The organism is Methanocalculus sp. (genome assembly GCF_030651615.1).
Classification (GTDB): Archaea; Halobacteriota; Methanomicrobia; order Methanomicrobiales; family Methanocorpusculaceae; genus Methanocalculus.
Genome location: NZ_JAUSCG010000048.1, coordinates 1 through 16221 on the forward strand (window position 1 = coordinate 1; position 16221 = coordinate 16221).

21 protein-coding genes and 1 tRNA gene are annotated in these 16221 nt (G+C 50.7%); 13 read left to right on the top strand and 9 right to left on the bottom strand.

What is annotated here, in order from left to right:
- The coding region (locus Q7V06_RS01785) for a flavodoxin family protein (RefSeq protein WP_304837189.1) at positions 1-500 on the top strand (500 nt) is incomplete at its 5' end.
- On the opposite strand, the gene Q7V06_RS01790 is transcribed toward Q7V06_RS01785, so the two are convergent.
- Both Q7V06_RS01790 and amrS read right to left on the bottom strand, forming a co-directional pair.
- Complete coding sequence (locus Q7V06_RS01790) at positions 476-1000, bottom strand: Mut7-C RNAse domain-containing protein (RefSeq protein ID WP_304837192.1); 525 nt, start codon at positions 998-1000, stop codon at positions 476-478. The two genes, Q7V06_RS01785 and Q7V06_RS01790, sit on opposite strands and share 25 nt — an antisense overlap.
- Entirely contained in the window at positions 967-2022 is a 1056-nt protein-coding gene (gene amrS / locus Q7V06_RS01795) for an AmmeMemoRadiSam system radical SAM enzyme (RefSeq protein WP_304837245.1), read from the bottom strand. The genes Q7V06_RS01790 and amrS overlap by 34 nt, the downstream gene beginning before the upstream one ends.
- A 68-nt stretch (positions 2023-2090) precedes the next feature.
- On the opposite strand from amrS, the gene pyrH reads away from it, so the two are divergent.
- The 3 genes from pyrH to nth all read left to right on the top strand — a co-directional run bounded on the left by pyrH (position 2091) and on the right by nth (position 3585).
- The gene (gene pyrH / locus Q7V06_RS01800) at positions 2091-2795 is read left to right on the top strand and encodes a UMP kinase (RefSeq protein WP_304837195.1); all 705 of its coding nucleotides are present in this window, start codon (positions 2091-2093) and stop codon (positions 2793-2795) included.
- A 55-nt stretch (positions 2796-2850) separates the two neighbouring features.
- A tRNA-Pro gene (locus Q7V06_RS01805) sits at positions 2851-2925 on the top strand.
- A 6-nt stretch (positions 2926-2931) separates the two neighbouring features.
- Positions 2932-3585, top strand: coding sequence for an endonuclease III (gene nth, locus Q7V06_RS01810; RefSeq protein WP_304837198.1), 654 nt, complete (start codon positions 2932-2934; stop codon positions 3583-3585).
- Here the strand turns inward: nth and Q7V06_RS01815 are convergent.
- From Q7V06_RS01815 to Q7V06_RS01830, 4 genes are all read right to left on the bottom strand, one after another.
- Positions 3549-4724, bottom strand: coding sequence for an inorganic phosphate transporter (locus Q7V06_RS01815; protein WP_304837200.1), 1176 nt, complete (start codon positions 4722-4724; stop codon positions 3549-3551). The two genes, nth and Q7V06_RS01815, sit on opposite strands and share 37 nt — an antisense overlap.
- 6 nt (positions 4725-4730) lie before the next feature.
- A complete protein-coding gene (locus Q7V06_RS01820; protein ID WP_304837203.1) occupies positions 4731-5360 on the bottom strand; it encodes a DUF47 domain-containing protein in 630 nt (209 codons plus the stop codon).
- Positions 5361-5480: 120 nt separating this feature from the next.
- Positions 5481-6338 (bottom strand): agmatinase, encoded by an 858-nt coding sequence (speB, locus tag Q7V06_RS01825; protein WP_304837206.1) that lies wholly within the window; start codon positions 6336-6338, stop codon positions 5481-5483.
- Between the two features lie 2 nt (positions 6339-6340).
- Complete coding sequence (locus Q7V06_RS01830; protein ID WP_304837209.1) at positions 6341-6721, bottom strand: translation initiation factor IF-5A; 381 nt, start codon at positions 6719-6721, stop codon at positions 6341-6343.
- 57 nt (positions 6722-6778) lie between these two features.
- Here Q7V06_RS01830 and Q7V06_RS01835 point away from each other — a divergent pair, with 57 nt between their 5' ends.
- The 6 genes from Q7V06_RS01835 (at position 6779) to Q7V06_RS01860 (ending at position 11818) form a co-directional block, all read left to right on the top strand.
- Positions 6779-7564 (top strand): bifunctional fructose-bisphosphatase/inositol-phosphate phosphatase, encoded by a 786-nt coding sequence (locus Q7V06_RS01835; protein ID WP_304837211.1) that lies wholly within the window; start codon positions 6779-6781, stop codon positions 7562-7564.
- A gap of 3 nt (positions 7565-7567) precedes the next feature.
- On the top strand, positions 7568-8386 hold the full coding sequence (locus Q7V06_RS01840) for an NAD(+)/NADH kinase (RefSeq protein ID WP_304837214.1): 819 nt from the start codon (positions 7568-7570) through the stop codon (positions 8384-8386).
- 63 nt (positions 8387-8449) lie between these two features.
- Complete coding sequence (locus Q7V06_RS01845; protein ID WP_304837217.1) at positions 8450-9163, top strand: DUF169 domain-containing protein; 714 nt, start codon at positions 8450-8452, stop codon at positions 9161-9163.
- Positions 9164-9241: 78 nt separating this feature from the next.
- Positions 9242-9733, top strand: coding sequence for an amino acid-binding protein (locus Q7V06_RS01850; protein ID WP_304837219.1), 492 nt, complete (start codon positions 9242-9244; stop codon positions 9731-9733).
- Positions 9730-10716: a homoserine dehydrogenase gene (locus Q7V06_RS01855; protein ID WP_304837221.1), complete on the top strand. Its 987-nt coding sequence runs from the start codon at positions 9730-9732 to the stop codon at positions 10714-10716. Before Q7V06_RS01850 ends, Q7V06_RS01855 begins: the two co-directional genes overlap by 4 nt.
- Positions 10700-11818 carry a sugar-specific transcriptional regulator TrmB gene (locus Q7V06_RS01860; protein WP_304837223.1) on the top strand — a complete coding sequence of 373 codons (1119 nt, stop codon included), beginning with the start codon at positions 10700-10702 and terminating at the stop codon, positions 11816-11818. Before Q7V06_RS01855 ends, Q7V06_RS01860 begins: the two co-directional genes overlap by 17 nt.
- On the opposite strand, the gene Q7V06_RS01865 is transcribed toward Q7V06_RS01860, so the two are convergent.
- Positions 11806-12558 carry a creatininase family protein gene (locus Q7V06_RS01865; protein WP_304837226.1) on the bottom strand — a complete coding sequence of 251 codons (753 nt, stop codon included), beginning with the start codon at positions 12556-12558 and terminating at the stop codon, positions 11806-11808. The genes Q7V06_RS01860 and Q7V06_RS01865 overlap by 13 nt on opposite strands.
- Positions 12559-12651: 93 nt before the next feature.
- Here Q7V06_RS01865 and Q7V06_RS01870 point away from each other — a divergent pair, with 93 nt between their 5' ends.
- Positions 12652-13083: a peptidylprolyl isomerase gene (locus tag Q7V06_RS01870; RefSeq protein WP_304837229.1), complete on the top strand. Its 432-nt coding sequence runs from the start codon at positions 12652-12654 to the stop codon at positions 13081-13083.
- A gap of 262 nt (positions 13084-13345) precedes the next feature.
- Here Q7V06_RS01870 and Q7V06_RS01875 read toward each other — a convergent pair whose 3' ends face one another.
- Positions 13346-13912: a hypothetical protein gene (locus Q7V06_RS01875; protein WP_304837233.1), complete on the bottom strand. Its 567-nt coding sequence runs from the start codon at positions 13910-13912 to the stop codon at positions 13346-13348.
- 88 nt (positions 13913-14000) lie between these two features.
- Here Q7V06_RS01875 and Q7V06_RS01880 point away from each other — a divergent pair, with 88 nt between their 5' ends.
- Together Q7V06_RS01880 and Q7V06_RS01885 are read left to right on the top strand one after the other, a co-directional pair.
- Positions 14001-14477, top strand: coding sequence for a hypothetical protein (locus tag Q7V06_RS01880; protein WP_304837236.1), 477 nt, complete (start codon positions 14001-14003; stop codon positions 14475-14477).
- Positions 14478-14497: 20 nt separating this feature from the next.
- Positions 14498-14800: a DUF3467 domain-containing protein gene (locus tag Q7V06_RS01885; RefSeq protein ID WP_304837239.1), complete on the top strand. Its 303-nt coding sequence runs from the start codon at positions 14498-14500 to the stop codon at positions 14798-14800.
- A gap of 134 nt (positions 14801-14934) precedes the next feature.
- Here Q7V06_RS01885 and Q7V06_RS01890 read toward each other — a convergent pair whose 3' ends face one another.
- Positions 14935-16125, bottom strand: a complete 1191-nt coding sequence (locus tag Q7V06_RS01890; protein ID WP_304837242.1) for a bifunctional 5,6,7,8-tetrahydromethanopterin hydro-lyase/3-hexulose-6-phosphate synthase — start codon at positions 16123-16125, stop codon at positions 14935-14937.
- Positions 16126-16221: the final 96 nt, after the last annotated feature.

The window sequence follows — 16221 nt, forward strand, 5'->3', positions numbered from 1 at the left end:
CCTGCATTCTGGATGATGATTTTGAAGCCTTGTACTCTTTATTCCTCGCAGCTGACGGGATCATCTTCTCATCCCCTGTGTATATCAACTCGGTGACGGCACAGCTGAAGACCTTCTTTGACCGGCTCGCTGACGCAATTCACTGCCAGCGGCTCACCGGCACGTATGGCTGCAGCATCTCGACTGCGGGCGGCTCTCATGCAGAAGAGGTGGCTGAGTATCAGAACAGCGTGATTAGGGTGCTTGGCGGAGTGACTGTTGGCTCTCTTGGCGTGAATATAATGGGTGACCCGGCTGCGATTGATGCTGCGATTCCGGCGGCAGAAGCACTTGGAGGCGATCTCGCAGCAGCTATCCTGGAGAGGAGGAGGTATCCCGGTCAGGAGGAGGAACGCCGGATGATGCGGGAGAGGATGATCGAGCTTGTATCATTTCATCAGGATGACTGGAGATCAGAGTATGAGTTCTGGCGTGATCAGGGGGCATTCTCAGATCGCTGACTGAGATCATCGATCCTCCTGATAATGCTCTCGCTATGGGTGCCATTCCAGTAGAGCCGCCTGCAGGTTGGGCACCAGAGATAGATGAAATCTCCCGGAACAGATGGTGCATAATCCGTACCCCTGATCTCCTCATCTGTTGCCCCTCTCAGGAGTGTGTTGCAGAGGGAGCAGCGGATCAGGCGGACCTTCAGATCGATGAGTCCATGCTCCCGGAGCATCTTCACCTGATCGAGGATATCTTTCTCCCTGATATACATCCCATGCTCCCGTGCACGTCCTGCGAGTTCCCGGTCACGGGTGAGGAGGATTCGCCCCTCCTTCTCTGCCCATGCAAGGAGCATCGTATCTTCTCCAGGGTTGCCTGACGGAAGGGTGTCTGCACTCTCACAGTCGTACCCGAGGAACCGGAGGTAGCGGGTGAGGGTACCGAGCATCCGGTCACCGAGGAATTTTCGTTCAGGATTCATGGGAGCACGATTGGTATCTTCTGCCTGCATCTGATACAGCGATCCTGTGTAAGACCGGTTATCTCTGCCCGGTACCCCCGTCTTCGGATCAGGATTGCACCGCATGAGGGGCATTTCGTATCCTCATAAGGAGAACCCGGGATGTTGCCGAGGTATGGGTAATGAAGCCCGAGTTCCTGAGCCCGTTCATAGATTGCTTCAAGGGTGCCGATCGGTGTTGCCGGGGGTTCGCTCATCTGGTAGTCGGGATGGTACCTGGTGAAGTGCATCGGTGTTTCCGGGCCGAGATTGTCGATCACCCACCTGATCATGGAATCGATCTCGCCCGGATCATCGTTTTGTCCGGGAATGATCAGAGTGACCGTCTCGATATGCATCCCGAGTTCATGCGCGCGGACCGTTGCATCAAGGACCGGTTGGAGGCGGCCGCCGCAGACTGATCGATAGAAGTCGTCGCTGAACGCCTTGATGTCCACCCTGAAGGCCGATAGCATCGGCGCAAGTTCATTCAGGGCTTCTTCGGTGATATACCCGTTTGTCACATAGATCGTCTTAAGCCAGCGCTTCTGTGCAATCATCCCCATATCAAGGGCGTATTCATGCCAGATCGTAGGTTCGTTATAGGTCCAGGTGATGCTCTTTGCACTCAGATCCAGTGCCCGCCGAACCCCTTCTTCCGGAGCGAGGCGGCGAAGTGAAAGATCGGTTATGCCTGCCTGTGATATCTCCCAGTTCTGGCAGTGTTTGCACCGGAAGGTGCAGCCGACACCTCCGAGAGAATACGTGACCGTTCCAGGCATGAAATGGAAGAGTGGCTTCTTCTCGATTGGATCGAGAGCTTCGGATACGATCTTCCCATAGGTTAACGGAATGAGCGTCCCTTCCCGGTTCTCCCTGACCCCGCAGATGCCATGGCGCCCCTCTTTGATCAGGCATCCGTGAGGGCAGAGGCGGCATCGTATCGCTTCATCTTCTCTGCTCCATAATCGTGCAACCTCTCCTCGTTCTTTGGTATTTTGGAATGAACCATCGACTCTCTCATCCTCGTGTATCACGTGTATTTTCCTCCATCCGGTAATGCGGCATTATATGTGATCCATGATGAAATGTTTAAGGTAACATGAAGAAGGTAGTAATCTCGGTCGGCGGATCGGTTCTGGTACCCACACTTGAGTCCCATCATCTCAGTGCGTGGGTATCTGCGCTCCGGGACATAGTGAAGGACTATTCCGTCTTCTGCGTCTGTGGGGGAGGGGGTGAGGCACGACGGTATATCTCGGTATGCCGAAGCCTCGGAATTGATGAAGGTACCGCAGACGAACTCGGCATTATGGTGACACGGATCAATGCATTCCTGTTGATCTCAGCACTCGGCGACCTGGCATACCCCTCTGTCGTCACATCCTATTGTGAGGCGAAAGAGGCTGCCCTGCATGGGAAGATCGTTGTCATGGGTGGGGTTACTCCCGGCCAGACGACCGATGCGGTATCTGCAGTCCTTGCCGAGGAGGTGAGAGCAGATCTCCTTGTGAATGCAACAGCGGTGGATGCGATATATTCTGCTGATCCAAGAAAAGACTCCTCCGCAGAGAGGTATTCGACCATCACCCCGACGGATCTGATTCGGATCATCATGAAGGAGCGGATGGGTGCCGGATCGAATATGATCGTCGATCTTGTGGCAGCGAAGATTGTTGAGCGGAGCAGGATTCCATTTGCTGTAATGGATGGAAGAAAACCCGAAGATATCGTGCTTGCGCTCCGGAATGGCAACTTCAATGGAACTCTCGTTGCAGAGCGTCCGGAGAAAGTTTTTCCGCTCTGAGTGGCGATAAAAACGATACCTATTTTTAGATAGAGCCACAATCTAGTAAGGTCACGGGGTAGTAGGGTAGCCTGGTCCATCCTAGAGCGTTTGGGACGCTTTGACCGCAGTTCAAATCTGCGCTACCCCATTTCAGATGGATTCAAAAACCGCTCTTCTGATATATTCACGCCTTCTTTCGATCTATCCTCATACAGAGACACATTTTCTCACGTTCAGTAATCCGTACGAATGCCTTGTGATGACGATCCTCTCTGCCCAGACCACCGATCTGACGGTGAACCGGGTGGCTCCGCTCCTCTTTGAACGATATCCCTCTCCGGAGGCCCTTGCAGGAGCAGAGCCTGAGGATGTGGAGGAGCTCATCAGGCCGACCGGATTTTACCATACCAAGGCGCGCCACATCATCGGTTCTGCCCTGGTGATTGTTGAGCGCTTCTCCGGTCTGGTGCCAAATCGGATGGAGGAACTCCTTTCACTCCCGGGAGTTGGGCGAAAGACTGCAAACATCGTTCTTCATCACTCGTTTCGGGTTAATGCCGGTGTTGCCGTTGACACACATGTCCGGCGCCTCTCGCAGAGGATCGGCCTCTCGTTATCCCGAGATCCGAACCAGATAGAACAGGACCTGATACGGCTCTACCCACAGGCACTCTGGGGTGAGATCACCTATGTCCTGATCAGGCATGGCAGGGAGGTCTGCGATGCCAGACGACCTGCATGCGATATCTGCATAATCCGTGATCTCTGTGATTACGGTACAAGCGAAGCGAGAGAGAAGAAGATATAAGAGACGATGGCGGCTGCCGGTATGGTGATGATCCAGGCGATGATGATCTCCCGGACGACACCCCAACGCACAGCTGCTGACCCTTGTGTTGTCCCAACACCCATGATCGCGCCACTCATCGCATGGGTTGTTGAGACCGGGATGCCGAGAATCGTCATCGCAGAGAGGACAAGCCCTCCGGATGTCGATGCCGAGAAGCCTTGGTAGGGTGTAATTCGTGTGATCCGGTTCGCCAGTTTGTCGATAACTTTCCATCCTCCAAGGAGGGTGCCAAGGGATATTGCTCCGCATGAGGTGATGATCACCCAGAGCGGAACTTCAAACTCGGTGAGGAGTCCTCCGGCGACAAGAATTGCCGTGATGATCCCCATTGCATTCTGGGCATCGTTACTTCCATGGCCGATTGCATGAAATGATGCCGAGACGATCTGGAGTTTTCTAAAATAATAGTTCATCCTGCGTGGGGTGCTTGCATGACTCAGGTACCGCATGATCAATGCTGCAAAGGCATATGCAGAGATGAAGCCGAGTGTTGGGGATATGACGATGAAGATGATGACTGCCAGAATGCCTTTGATCTCAATAACCCCAAGGAGCATCATGAGAGGGATGGTGATCGCAAACCCGATCATCGCACCGAGGCCGAAGTAGATCGGTTTTTTATCTCCGCAAAAGCATGCGAAGGTCCCAAAGAGTACAGCTCCCACCACAGCACCCATCAGCCCGAGTTCTATGAAGAGGGCGATGGTCTCCCATGTCGGCCATACCACCGCATAGAATCCGGCAGCTCCAATCCCCGCACCTATCAGCCCTCCGATGAGTGAATGGCTGCTTGAGACCGGAACGCCAAAATGAGAACAGAAGAAGACCCAGAAGACCGACCCGACGAGGCCGGTGACGAGGATAAAAGGGGTTAACACTGAGGGATCAACGATCCCTTTTCCTATAGTCTTTGCAATAGCAGTCGTGAAGAGGAGCGGCCCGACCATATTGAAGAATGCTGCAAGACCTACCGCCTGAAGTGGTGTGAGCACCTTTGTCGCAATGACCGTCGCTATTGAGTTGGCAGCATCATTGAGCCCATTCACAAAGTTAAAGAGAAGGGCCAGGATGATGCCAGCGATTATTAGGAGCTCCATACCTGCTCACGAATGCCGGATTGCTATATCTGCAAGGACATTTGCTGCATCCTCACATTTGTCGGTTGCCATTTCAAGGTTCTCATAGATATCCTTGAACTTAAGGATTCGGATAGCATCATCTCCCCGGAAGAGATCTTTTATTGCATGGGCCAGGACATCATCGGCCAGATTCTCAAGCCGGTTGATCTCGATGCACTTCTGCTCAAGGATCTTTGGGTCCTTTATCTTCCGTATCTGTCGGACGGCGACTGCCACCTCTGCGGCTGAGAGATAAATCAGTTTGGCAAACTCCTTCATGTATTTGTCAGTCGAATCAAGGCCATAGTTCAGCATCTGATGCGCCGTTCCGTCGATGTAATCAAGGATATCGTCAAGTGCTGTTGTCAGGCGGGAGATCTCTTCTGGTTCAAGCGGAGTGATGAAACTCCTGTTCAACTCAGCATAGGCATTATGGGCAAGTGCATCCCCCTGATGTTCAAGCTTTTTAATCTCCTTTACCTTATTTTCGACATCGGTATAGTCTTCGACAAGATCTACGAGGAGACGACCTGCCTCAGTGGTTGTATCTGCGAGTTTCTCGAAGATATCAAAAAATATGTAATCGTTAGGGATAATCCAGTCTCGTATACTCACAAGACACCACTCTTAGAAGGTATTTGAAGAATAAAAAGGTCTTGATTCGATCATGGTATGCCATCTGCTATCGTGTTGTCGTGCAAAGATGGTAGATAGAAATCTCATGATCGGCTTTTCTTACCCTCTCTTCAATGAATGCTCACGGCACCCGATGAATTCACGAACCATTCTGGCGGCGACTGCCGCGGTCTGCTCCTGATCATTTGGGAGGACCTCGACATAATCGAATCCGATCGCCTGAGGTGCGACTGCCCTGATGACGGACCTGAGATCCCAATGAGTGATACCGAAGGGATCAGGTGTACCAAGGCCCGGTGTCAGGCACGAGTCTATCGCATCCGCATCGATCGAGAGGTATATGGTATCACTACCGATGAGGGACTTCACCTCGTCGAGGATCACATTGATACCGCGATCATGCACTGCTTCTGATGTGTAGAGGTGATGATCCCGCGCCCTGGCAAACTCTTCTTTAGACCCGCTCCGCGCACCGATGATGATGATATTTTCGATCCCGAGGTCTGCAACCCGTGCTGTTACACAGTCATGATTATAGTGTGAACCCCGGTATTCATCCTGAAAGTCAAGGTGAGCATCGCAGACAATATACCATTTCGGCATACATGCACGCACTGCCCCGATTGTAACCGAATGCTCTCCTCCAAGCATCACCGGCACTTTTCCATCGGAGAGTATCATAGCGACGGTATCTTCAACCTGATCTACCACCATCGCAGGATCAACCTCCGGAAAGAGGTCTCCAAGGTCGGTAAAGGGAATGTCGGTCAGTTCGATATCGTAATCGGGCATATAGGGTTCAAAGTTATAGGATATTGCCCGTATCGCATGTGGAGCGGCGCGTGTACCTGATTTGTAAGAGGTCGTGCCGTCATAGGGAACGCCGAATATCACATAGTGTGCATCGTCATATGATGCTTCGGCATCCGCAAAAAGAGAGTTTGAAAAGGGCTGCATACTCAGATGTCGAGCTTCCGTTTACCGAGAGACTCGATATACGGGACTTCCTTTCCTGGTTCAACCTCTTTGAGCTGAGCATCGTCGAGGGTCAGTTCAAAGTTTGTAAATTCCTTCATATCCATAAACTGGACCGTATTTGCCGCGATGGTGATCACCTGCGCGCTCTTTCGCTCAACGATCGGTGCGTACACCTTCTGGGAGACCGGTGAGACGACGGAACGCTTTACGCCATCAAAAATTCCAACAGCATCGATCCGTGCTTTTGCTGCCCCGTGTTTACCCGGTTTGGATATGGAGATGCTCTGTATTTTACATGGCTCGTCATCGACCACCATGTAACGGCCTTCTTTCAGTTTCCCAACTTCTATCTGATCTTTCATAATGTCCTTCTCGCAGGATTAATTTATTGAATCCGAAGAACATAAAGACACCGTAGTATGGAAGAGACACCTTTTCTGAATGCCTGCCGAATCATAGCCCTAAACCTGGCTGATCAGATCAGAGATCTCGTCGGCACAGAGCAGGGGGGGGAGGAGATCAGGATGGGTGCCGATCACACTCCGACCGAACTGATCGATGAGGTCGCCGAGAATTGTGCCATCAGTCATCTGCGTGAGAGTGGAATTGGCAGCCGTTTACTCAGCGAAGAGGCGGGTCTGGTTCTTCTTTCAGGGATGAAAGGTACTGTTTATCTGGATCCTATCGATGGCACCTATAATGCGGTTGCAGGAATTCCATTCTATGCACTCTCGATTGCGTATGGGGAGGATGGTATTATGCAGGAGGGTTTTGTCAAGGACCTTGCCTCAGGAGAGGAGTTCTATGCGATCAGGGGTGGTGGTGCATATCTGGATGAAGAGCAGATCACCGTCTCTTCTGTCTCACTCCTGGAGGAGAGCGCGCTCTCCCTGTATGGGAAGAAGTTCGATCCGGACCGGGCAATGCAGCTCGGCCAGAAGATCCGTAGATGGCGGTTGCTTGGTGCATCTGCCCTTGAACTCTGTTATGTCGGATGCGGTAGGATCGACGGTTTTGTTGATCTCAGAGGAACACTGCGTATTATTGATGCTGCTGCGGGGATGCTGATCTGCAGTGAGGCGGGAGGTTTTGTCTCATCACTTGATGGGAGTCCGGTTCATTTCCCGGATGATGTCACTGTTGGAAGATGTGTTGTTGCAACGAACGCGGGGATCCACCGGAAAGTGATCGAATATCTCAGGTGACTGATGCGGTACCTCATTGTTTCACGGATTGACCGCGTTGATGCGGTCGCATTTGCAGGCAGGCTTGCAGATGATCTCATAACGGCGGGCCATACGGCTCTTCTTGAAGAAAATACCGGGGATCTGCTTACAAGAGGTGGAGTTGCTCTTGAGGATGCAGCGGATCATGTCGATGTGGTGGTGACGATCGGCGGTGACGGAACCGTGCTCAGGGCCGTCTCAAAGATGAATGGGGAGATCCCGATCATCGGGATTAACTGGGGTGAGGTCGGATTTCTCGCCGATCTCGAGCCGGATAATGCCCTCTCTTTCCTCACCACATTGCAGCCTGGCTTTTCTGTTGAGAGACGGATGCGTCTTGCATTTGAGATCGATGGCGATCATATCGGTGATGCTCTAAACGAGGCACTCATCGTAACCTCCCGCCCTGCCAAGATGCTCAGGTTCTCAATTTTAATTGATGGTGTCGACGCCGAGACGTATCGGGCTGATGGGATCATCATCGGAACACCGACCGGATCGACTGCATATGCGATGAGTGCCGGTGGGCCGATCATCGATCCCTGGATCGATGGAGTGCTGATCGTTCCATTAGCACCCTATATGCTCTCGTCACGCCCCCATCTCATCTCGACCGACAGAATAATTGAGATCCGGCTTGAGAGCGGAAAACCCGCAAACCTTGTGATCGACGGTGTTGAGACCCAACCCCTTGGGCTTTCTGCATCGATCTCGGTCAGCCGATCAGATCACTCTGCCCTCTTCATCAAGACTGAGCGGAACTTCTTTGAAAAAGTGGAGCAGAAACTCAGACGTCTCTGATCATCAGTTTTATCTTTGAATGAATGAATAGAGTCCTGTATCTCAAAATGGAGAGTGAATACTATGGATGAGATGCGATCTGATCTTGATTATGCAGCGATTGCTGCGGTGTTGAAGAGCGAACTCGGATTACTGGGATCCCCTGTTGCCATTAAACTGGTCGGGTCGGAGAAGCAGATCCCTGCCGGTATGGAGGAGGTGGCAGAACAGATGAAGCACTGCCAGATGGTCTCACTGGCACGAAAAGAGGGGAAGTCCTTCTATGCAACAAAGGAGAAGCATCAGTGTATGGGTGGTGCATGGGCGCTCGGCCTCCGCGAACGCACCCCTTCCCTCAAATCCGGTGAGTTCTACTTTGCCCTTGGTAAATACGAGAGCTGGGCCGCATGCCGCCGGACAATAGAGCATGTTCCCCACCTTCCATCCGGTGAGACGTATGCAACACTCTATTCACCACTTGAATCCACGCCATTCTCGCCTCATGTTGTCCTGATTGTTGCAGAACCAAAATCGATGCTGAAGATGGCCCAGAGTATTCTCTATCGTCTTGGAGGACGGTTTCATGCGGAGATGTCAGGTATTCAGTCTGTCTGTTCAGATGCGACCGCTACGGTGTATATGAGCGGAAAGCCGAATATCTCGCTTGGCTGTGATGGTTCACGGAAGTTTTCAGGAATTGCAGATGGTGAGATGGTGATGGGCCTTCCCGGAGAGCTGCTTGCTGAGATCGCACATTCACTTCCGATCGTCGTTGGTGCTGTGGGATCGAAGAAATAACCTTTTTTTCGATATCCGAATCATTATTATCCCCAGCAGACGATTGGTACAATCAGGTGTGATCACGTGCAGATTTCGATGAAGCTTGAGCTAAAGGATACTCCGGGACAACTCCTCGCCGCATTAAAACCGATCTCAGATATCGGAGGCAATATCATTACGATCATCCATCAGCGCGATCCAAACTCCTCTGAAAATACACTCACGGTTGATGTTGTCCTTGAACTTGCTGAAACGAAACTTGATACCCTGATTACTACTCTTCGTGAGCGGGGCTGCGGAGTTGTCCGGATCGGAAAGGAGCGGCTCCTCCAGAAGCAATCTCTCATCATGATCGGACACCTGATGCATACCGACATCAGCGATACCGTCGATCAGATCGACCGGACCGGGTATGCAGAGGTGTCTGAGCTTCATATGGTGATGCCTGCGATAAATGAGCCTTCAACGGCAAAGATCACGATCCGGGCCGTCTGCCCTGAAGATATGCGCCGGGCGGTATCGATCCTGCATGATGTCTCAAAGAAGAAGGATATTCTTGTTCTCGAACCTCTGGAGGGTGTGGAATGAGGGTGGCAATCATCGGATTTGGGGCTGTCGGCAGGGGGGTTGCCCAGGTGCTTGTGGGATCTGATTCCGATTTCACCCTGACTGCGGTTGCCGATTCGCGTTCTGCATGTATGGACGAAAATGGTCTGAACCCGGCTGAAGTGCTCAGACGAAAGGAGACGACCGGTCTCTGTGGAACAGAAGGGCTGGGGATCTCAGATATCCTCAGGTTCGGGGAGTTTGATATCCTTATTGAGGTTTCACCAACGAATGCGGATGGTGGTGAGCCTGCCCTTTCGACGATCAGAACCGTGCTTGGTATGGGCAGGCATGTCGTCACCTCAAATAAGGGTCCGATCGCCTGTGCCTTTACTGAACTGAAAGCTCTTGCCGATCAGAAAGGTGTGATACTCGGGTACGAAGCAACGGTCGCTGGTGCGGTGCCGGTGATGAACGGGCTTCGTCACGGTCTTGCCGGAAACAGGATCAGGTCGCTTCATGGAATCCTGAACGGGACCTGCAACTATATTCTCACACGGATGAGGGATGAGGGGCTTACGTATCATCAGGCACTTCAGGAGGCCCGTGATCTCGGGTATGCCGAGGCTGATCCGACGTACGATGTCAAAGGGATCGATACCGCCATCAAACTGGTGATCATGGCAAACACACTTCTGGGAATGAATATTGCACTCTCGGATGTCGAGATCACCGGAATCGATCAGATCACTGTCGAGGCACTCAATCTTGCCGAAAGCGAAGGGTCAACGATCCGACTCATCGGTGAGATCATCCCTGAGAAGCATCAGGTGCGGGTTTCTCCCCGCGTCATCTCTCTCGACCACCCGCTTGTCGTCGATGGGACGCTGAATGCGATATCGGTCTGTTGTGATCTGGCGGGGCATGTCACCTTCATCGGACGGGGTGCAGGTTCCCTTCCAACAGCGAGTGCCATCCTCGCTGATCTCAATTCTATCAGGGATTGTCATGGTCGGGGTACTTGAGAAACGGAATAAAATTCTCTCCCTGATGCGTCGCATCACACTGGAAGATGGGTATTTTACCATCTCCGGAATTGCTGATTCAATAGATATACCACGAAGTACCGCACAGGACTGGATCAATCGTCTCATTGAAGATGAATGCATTATCCTTGATTCTCCCGGCAAAGGGAGGGAACCGGCACATTATATCGCCCGTAGTTCGCTCCCACAGACGATCTGCAAACGGATCTTCACCACCTGTGATGACAATCTCATCGAGATCTATCATGAATGTATGAGCAGCGGATGCGCATCTTTTTGTAAACATCATCATGGGCGTGCCGGTGGTGCACTCACCAGTGTCCGCCGGGACGGTACCCTTCTCAGAGAACGGGGTTTGCTTGGTGGTATGCCTGCAGAGGTGGGGATATCTCCTCTCCCTGCTGTCAGCGTCGTCTCAATTCGGCGGGAAGGTGATCAGATCATCCAGACGATCCGGTCATTTGGAGGGCCTGCCTATTCACTCACCGAGATGATGTCTCGTGCAAAAGGTGTGCTTGATGTCAGGACGCACCGGAGAGGAAATATCGTTGAGGGTGATGTCTATACAAAGGCGCTCCGGCTTGTTGCAATCGGAGTTGATGATACCGATTCGGATGGGGACGGAGCGACATTCGCCCTCGCGTATGCTCTTCTTGAACGGCTCGGTAAGATGGATGGTGTGATGCCGATTGCACATCATGTCGCGATGCTCTGGCCGGGAATAGAAGAGAAGACTGCCGGCAACTCCTGTAGTCTCATTGAGTTTGCTGCAGAAGAGGACCAGATCCAGGAGATCATCGATGCTGCCGTCTCGTTTGTTGCAGGTGAATCGGCATCTCCGGAATGGGGGATTGCCGTGAAGGTCGGTCTCTCGCGCCCGACTGCACTCCGATCATATGGTGCTCAGGTTCGAAGCGAACGGATCTCTATTGAAGATGCAAAAACCATGGCAGAAGAGCATGGCATCCATCTGGCAGGCGGAAGGGGCGTTATCGGGGCACTCGGGGCGGTCTCGCTTCATGGATGTGGTGAAGAGATCCTGTTAAATCCCGGTATCCCTGTTCCTGATTATAATTCGTAATGCCAGTCCTTCTCGTTTAATCGGGTGAGCATTGCGACAATTGCGTCAACAAGTGTCTTCTTCATAATCAGTCCCTTCACGCGGCTCCCTTTTGTCGGATCTCCGGTTGCTCCACAATCGGTAATTTCTGAGAAGCACCATTTCACCTCTCCGATCTCAGGGAGGTTTGGTACTCTTCCCTTTGCATGTTCGGGCTGACAGAGTTCTTCAAAGAGGGCAAGCCCAATTGACATCTCTCCTTCACCACCATGACCAAGACCGCCCCAGACCTCGAAGAAGTCATCAGGGAGGAGGGGGCCGATCGTCTCCCACCATGCACCGAGTGAGACGATCCTGATATCGGGATGCGCGACCTTGACGCTCCGTGCTGCGACTTCGATCGGAGCGATGTTTCCGTCATGACCATTTAAGATGAAGACCCTGCGTATCCCCTCACGGTAGAGGGATTCCAGAATGTCTTTGATGATCGCAATCTCGGTCTCAAACCGGAGTGAGATGGTGAAGGGGAAGTCACGATAGTGTTCGGATACCCCATAAGGAACGACAGGGAGAACCGCAGCTCCCGGGATCTGTGCTGCCACCTCTTCTGCGAGGATGGCGGCGGTGAGGGCATCGGTTCCAAGCGGCATATGTCCACCATGGCTTTCAAGTGATCCGAGTGGGAGGATCACCATCTCAAATGGGGCGGATGTGTAGTCGTGAGCAGTTATCTGTTGTATCTGAAGGGGATTCTTCTCCATACAGGAACGAATGCATTCAGAGATTATCTATTCTTCTTCATGGATTCTGAGATCCGTATCTTTCTTATACCCTCGACCCTTACGTTTTGAGGTATGACAGCAGCAGCAATTGGTGACTTTGTCAAAGTCCACTATACTGGAACACTGGAAGATGGTGAGGTATTTGACTCGTCCCTTGACCGTGAACCGCTGGAGTTTGAAGTTGGAGCAGGTCAGGTCATTCCGGGTTTTGATCAGGGTGTCGAAGGCATGGTTGCCGGAGAATCCCGGAGGATTGAGATCACAGCAGACCGTGCATATGGCGAGCGAAACGACGAGATCGTCTTCCCGGTGCCGAAAGACCAGTTCCCATCCGATGTCACCCCTCAGGTCGGAGACCGGTTCCAGGTTCAGGTTGGAGAAGATCAGGTTATTGAAGTCGGAATCACCGAGATCACCGATGATGTGGTGATGCTTGATGCAAATCACCCACTCGCTGGGAAGACCCTCATCTTTGATGTGACACTTGTTGAGATTAAAGAGTGAAGTGAAGGGGATTTCCCCTCTTGGCTTTTTTGTTGTTGAGGGAATAGAGTTCTTATTTTCTGAGACCGGCATCCCGGATTTCAGACACCCTCTTTATGAATTGAGGTGAGTTATTATCGCGTTTGTCGGTGATATTCAGCAGACAAGACCGAAAAATCTTCCACCAAGCCCGCAACTGTGCGAGTGACTAATTCCAGCAATCTCGGGTTCAAATTCTGTGGTGTTCAGGAAGGTGTGTGAAATGGGTGGTGGCGCTGGTATGTTAGAAATTATATATGTCACATACACACCCATAACAGAACTGCATTGCGGGCTTAAATATATCTTCGATATCTAGAAAATCCTCAATTACCCAATCATTCTCCATCTTCATGACAAGCCCTTTGAAAACACCTCCAGCCTGGTCCCGTAATGGGTTTTGAAGGTAGACTCCAACATAATTTGCAGTTAGATAACCCTTCTCACGAAGGGTGCATACACGCTCCAATTCCATTGAAGCCGATTGGATTAAGTTAATGGGCTCAGACTCTTCTCTCATACACAAAACAAAAATGTGTATGTCGCTCTCATCAATAAGGCGTATACTTAATTCACGATTTTTGATTGGGTTGTCGATTGTGCGTTCCTCTTCAGTACGGGTATCAAGATCTTCAGACAATCTTGTCTGCGTGTAACCACAGTCTCGCAAAAAACCCCTTAAACGGACCAGATCAGCTTTCCGTGAATTGTAAAATGAACCGAAAATCCCAATTCGAATCTCTTTTTTGTAAGATTCTAGCAATGCAAGTCTTTGGTTGATATTTTGCATTGCACTGGGGGGATATCTCATATTACAGATATTTTATCCGGTGATTTTAAATAATTTCACAATCTATTCTTGGTAGTTAGGATTTCCTAACTTAGGTGAGGGGTCGCATATGGATGAAGAAATGACCAAAAAATATCTTAGCCGTGTGCCTATTGAAATGCGTGAGGCTATAATGGAGTTAAATAGTGATAAGAAATGGGCTGTTTATATCGCGTTAACTCTTGAAGGTAAAAAATATTTTAATGAGATCAAAATGCAGTTTGGTGCAAATCCGAATACAATCGATACCATCCTTAAGTCGTTGGTCGCTGGCGGTCTCGTCACAAAAAGGGTGGAGCTATTGAGTGATATTGGTAACAGAGAACGAAGTTACTATCAAACGACTAAATTCGGATTGAAGTTAATGGATGCCTTATATGAGGTTGTCCTGCCCCCGATCAGTACTAACCACGAAAGTTTTAATCGCTGGATTCCGGCTGTACCTTCAGATACACCAGTCTATATGGAATCAATTGGATCAACACAATTCACTACACAGAAAAATAAAACTGAAAAATCTAACATAATACTAATGGCAGAAGTATAAAATTTTTCGGAGTGAAGGCAATGGAAGAAGAGAATAAAATCACAAAACCAGAAGAGAAACAACCAGAGATCCAACACAAATTAACCTTTATCCAGTTCTTACAACCCAATAAACCCATAGCCCCGGATATTGATGTTGTTCGGTATTCTAATCATGTGTTGATCAATTTGTCAGAAAACGATGTATTATTTGATTTTTTGGAACTCCCCGGAACGATCCGCGATGGAGAATTGCATGTAAGAGGAACCCGGCTGTATCTGACACATGAAAAAGCTAAAAAATTCCATGACGTTTTAGGGAAACTATTGTATAAAGAAGAGTAATATACGGTATTTTGGGGGAATTACATCCCTCTCTTCTCTTAAACTCCGGTGAGTGTCCTTTTTTATCAAACTCTTCTGAATCTCTTCCTTGTTGGAAATCTCTATTCAAAGATTGTAGGTGGAAAAAAAGGATTTTAGAAGTCCGTCATGATACGGAACTGGTCGATCTCTTCTGAGTCGATCTCTCCCAGGAACTCTTCTGCCGCATGCTGGATGTTCTTGCTTGCGGTGATTGCACGGCCGACGACGAGGATGTCCGCACCTGCTGCGAGTGCCTTCTTCGCGACATTCACACGGATACCACCAGCGGTTGCAACAAGGATCTTCCCGCCTGCTGCTTCTTTGATCGCCGGGATGTCGCCCCAGGCATATTCGCTCCCTTCAGCGTCGATTGCACGGTGCATCTCGACGACATGGGGGAGTGCGTTCTTCTTTGCGAGCGCCTCGATCAGTGCAACGGGCTTTTCGACATTGTGCATATCGATGACTGCATAGAGGCCGGTCTTCCGCGCTTCAAGAACCGCCTTCTCGATAGTCGATATGGGTGCAAGACCCGAGATGACGACTGCATCGGCTGATGCGTTTGCACACTTCCGGGTCTCAAGGTTCCCTGTGTCGAGGGTCTTCAGATCTGCGATGATGAATGCGTCCGGTCTCAGTTTCCTGATCTCTCCGATGATTGAGAGGCCGAACTGTTTGATAAGGGGTGTTCCCGCTTCAATGATCAGATGGTCGTTCTTCGGCAGTTCTGTAAGGACACGTGCCATATGGTTCATGTCCACAAGATCCATGGCGACCTGAAGGTACGGCGGGTTCCAGAGGCGCTGGACCTTGAAGCCCATTACACCGTGTGCTGCACGGTCCTTCTCATGGAGGATCACTGCTTCATCCGGGAACTGTTCAAAGGCGCGTGAGAGCGAGAGTTTCATTGCACCATAGTTGAACCGGTAGATCTTGTTGTAGTCTTTTGCATCAGGTGAGAGGTAGACGCTTGCGATGATGACGATATCATCGATATTGATACCTTTGAAGAGGCCTTCTTCGAGGCTGTCTGCAACTGCCTTTGCAACAGCTGCCTGCACAGGCCCAAACATCTCGTTCACCTGCTCGGTCCGTTTCAGGGTCACCTTCGGAATGATCACTGTTGCGGGTTTCGTCAGGAGGTTTGGTCGGATCACTGCGAGGAGTGGTGTGTGTCCTGCTGAGAGCTGGGAGAGTGCATTTGCAAATGCAGTTCCTACCGGCCCGTTTTTATCTCCTACTAACAGGTCAATGTGCGCAAGTTCTGCACCATCGCCAACTAAAGCTTCACCTATAGAATACATAACAGAAGTTCCTGCCTTGCTCATAGGTATGGATCGTTGATCTATAAAATGGCAAGCAACAGTTCAGAAGAAAAGGTGGGGTCGGTGAGATTTGAA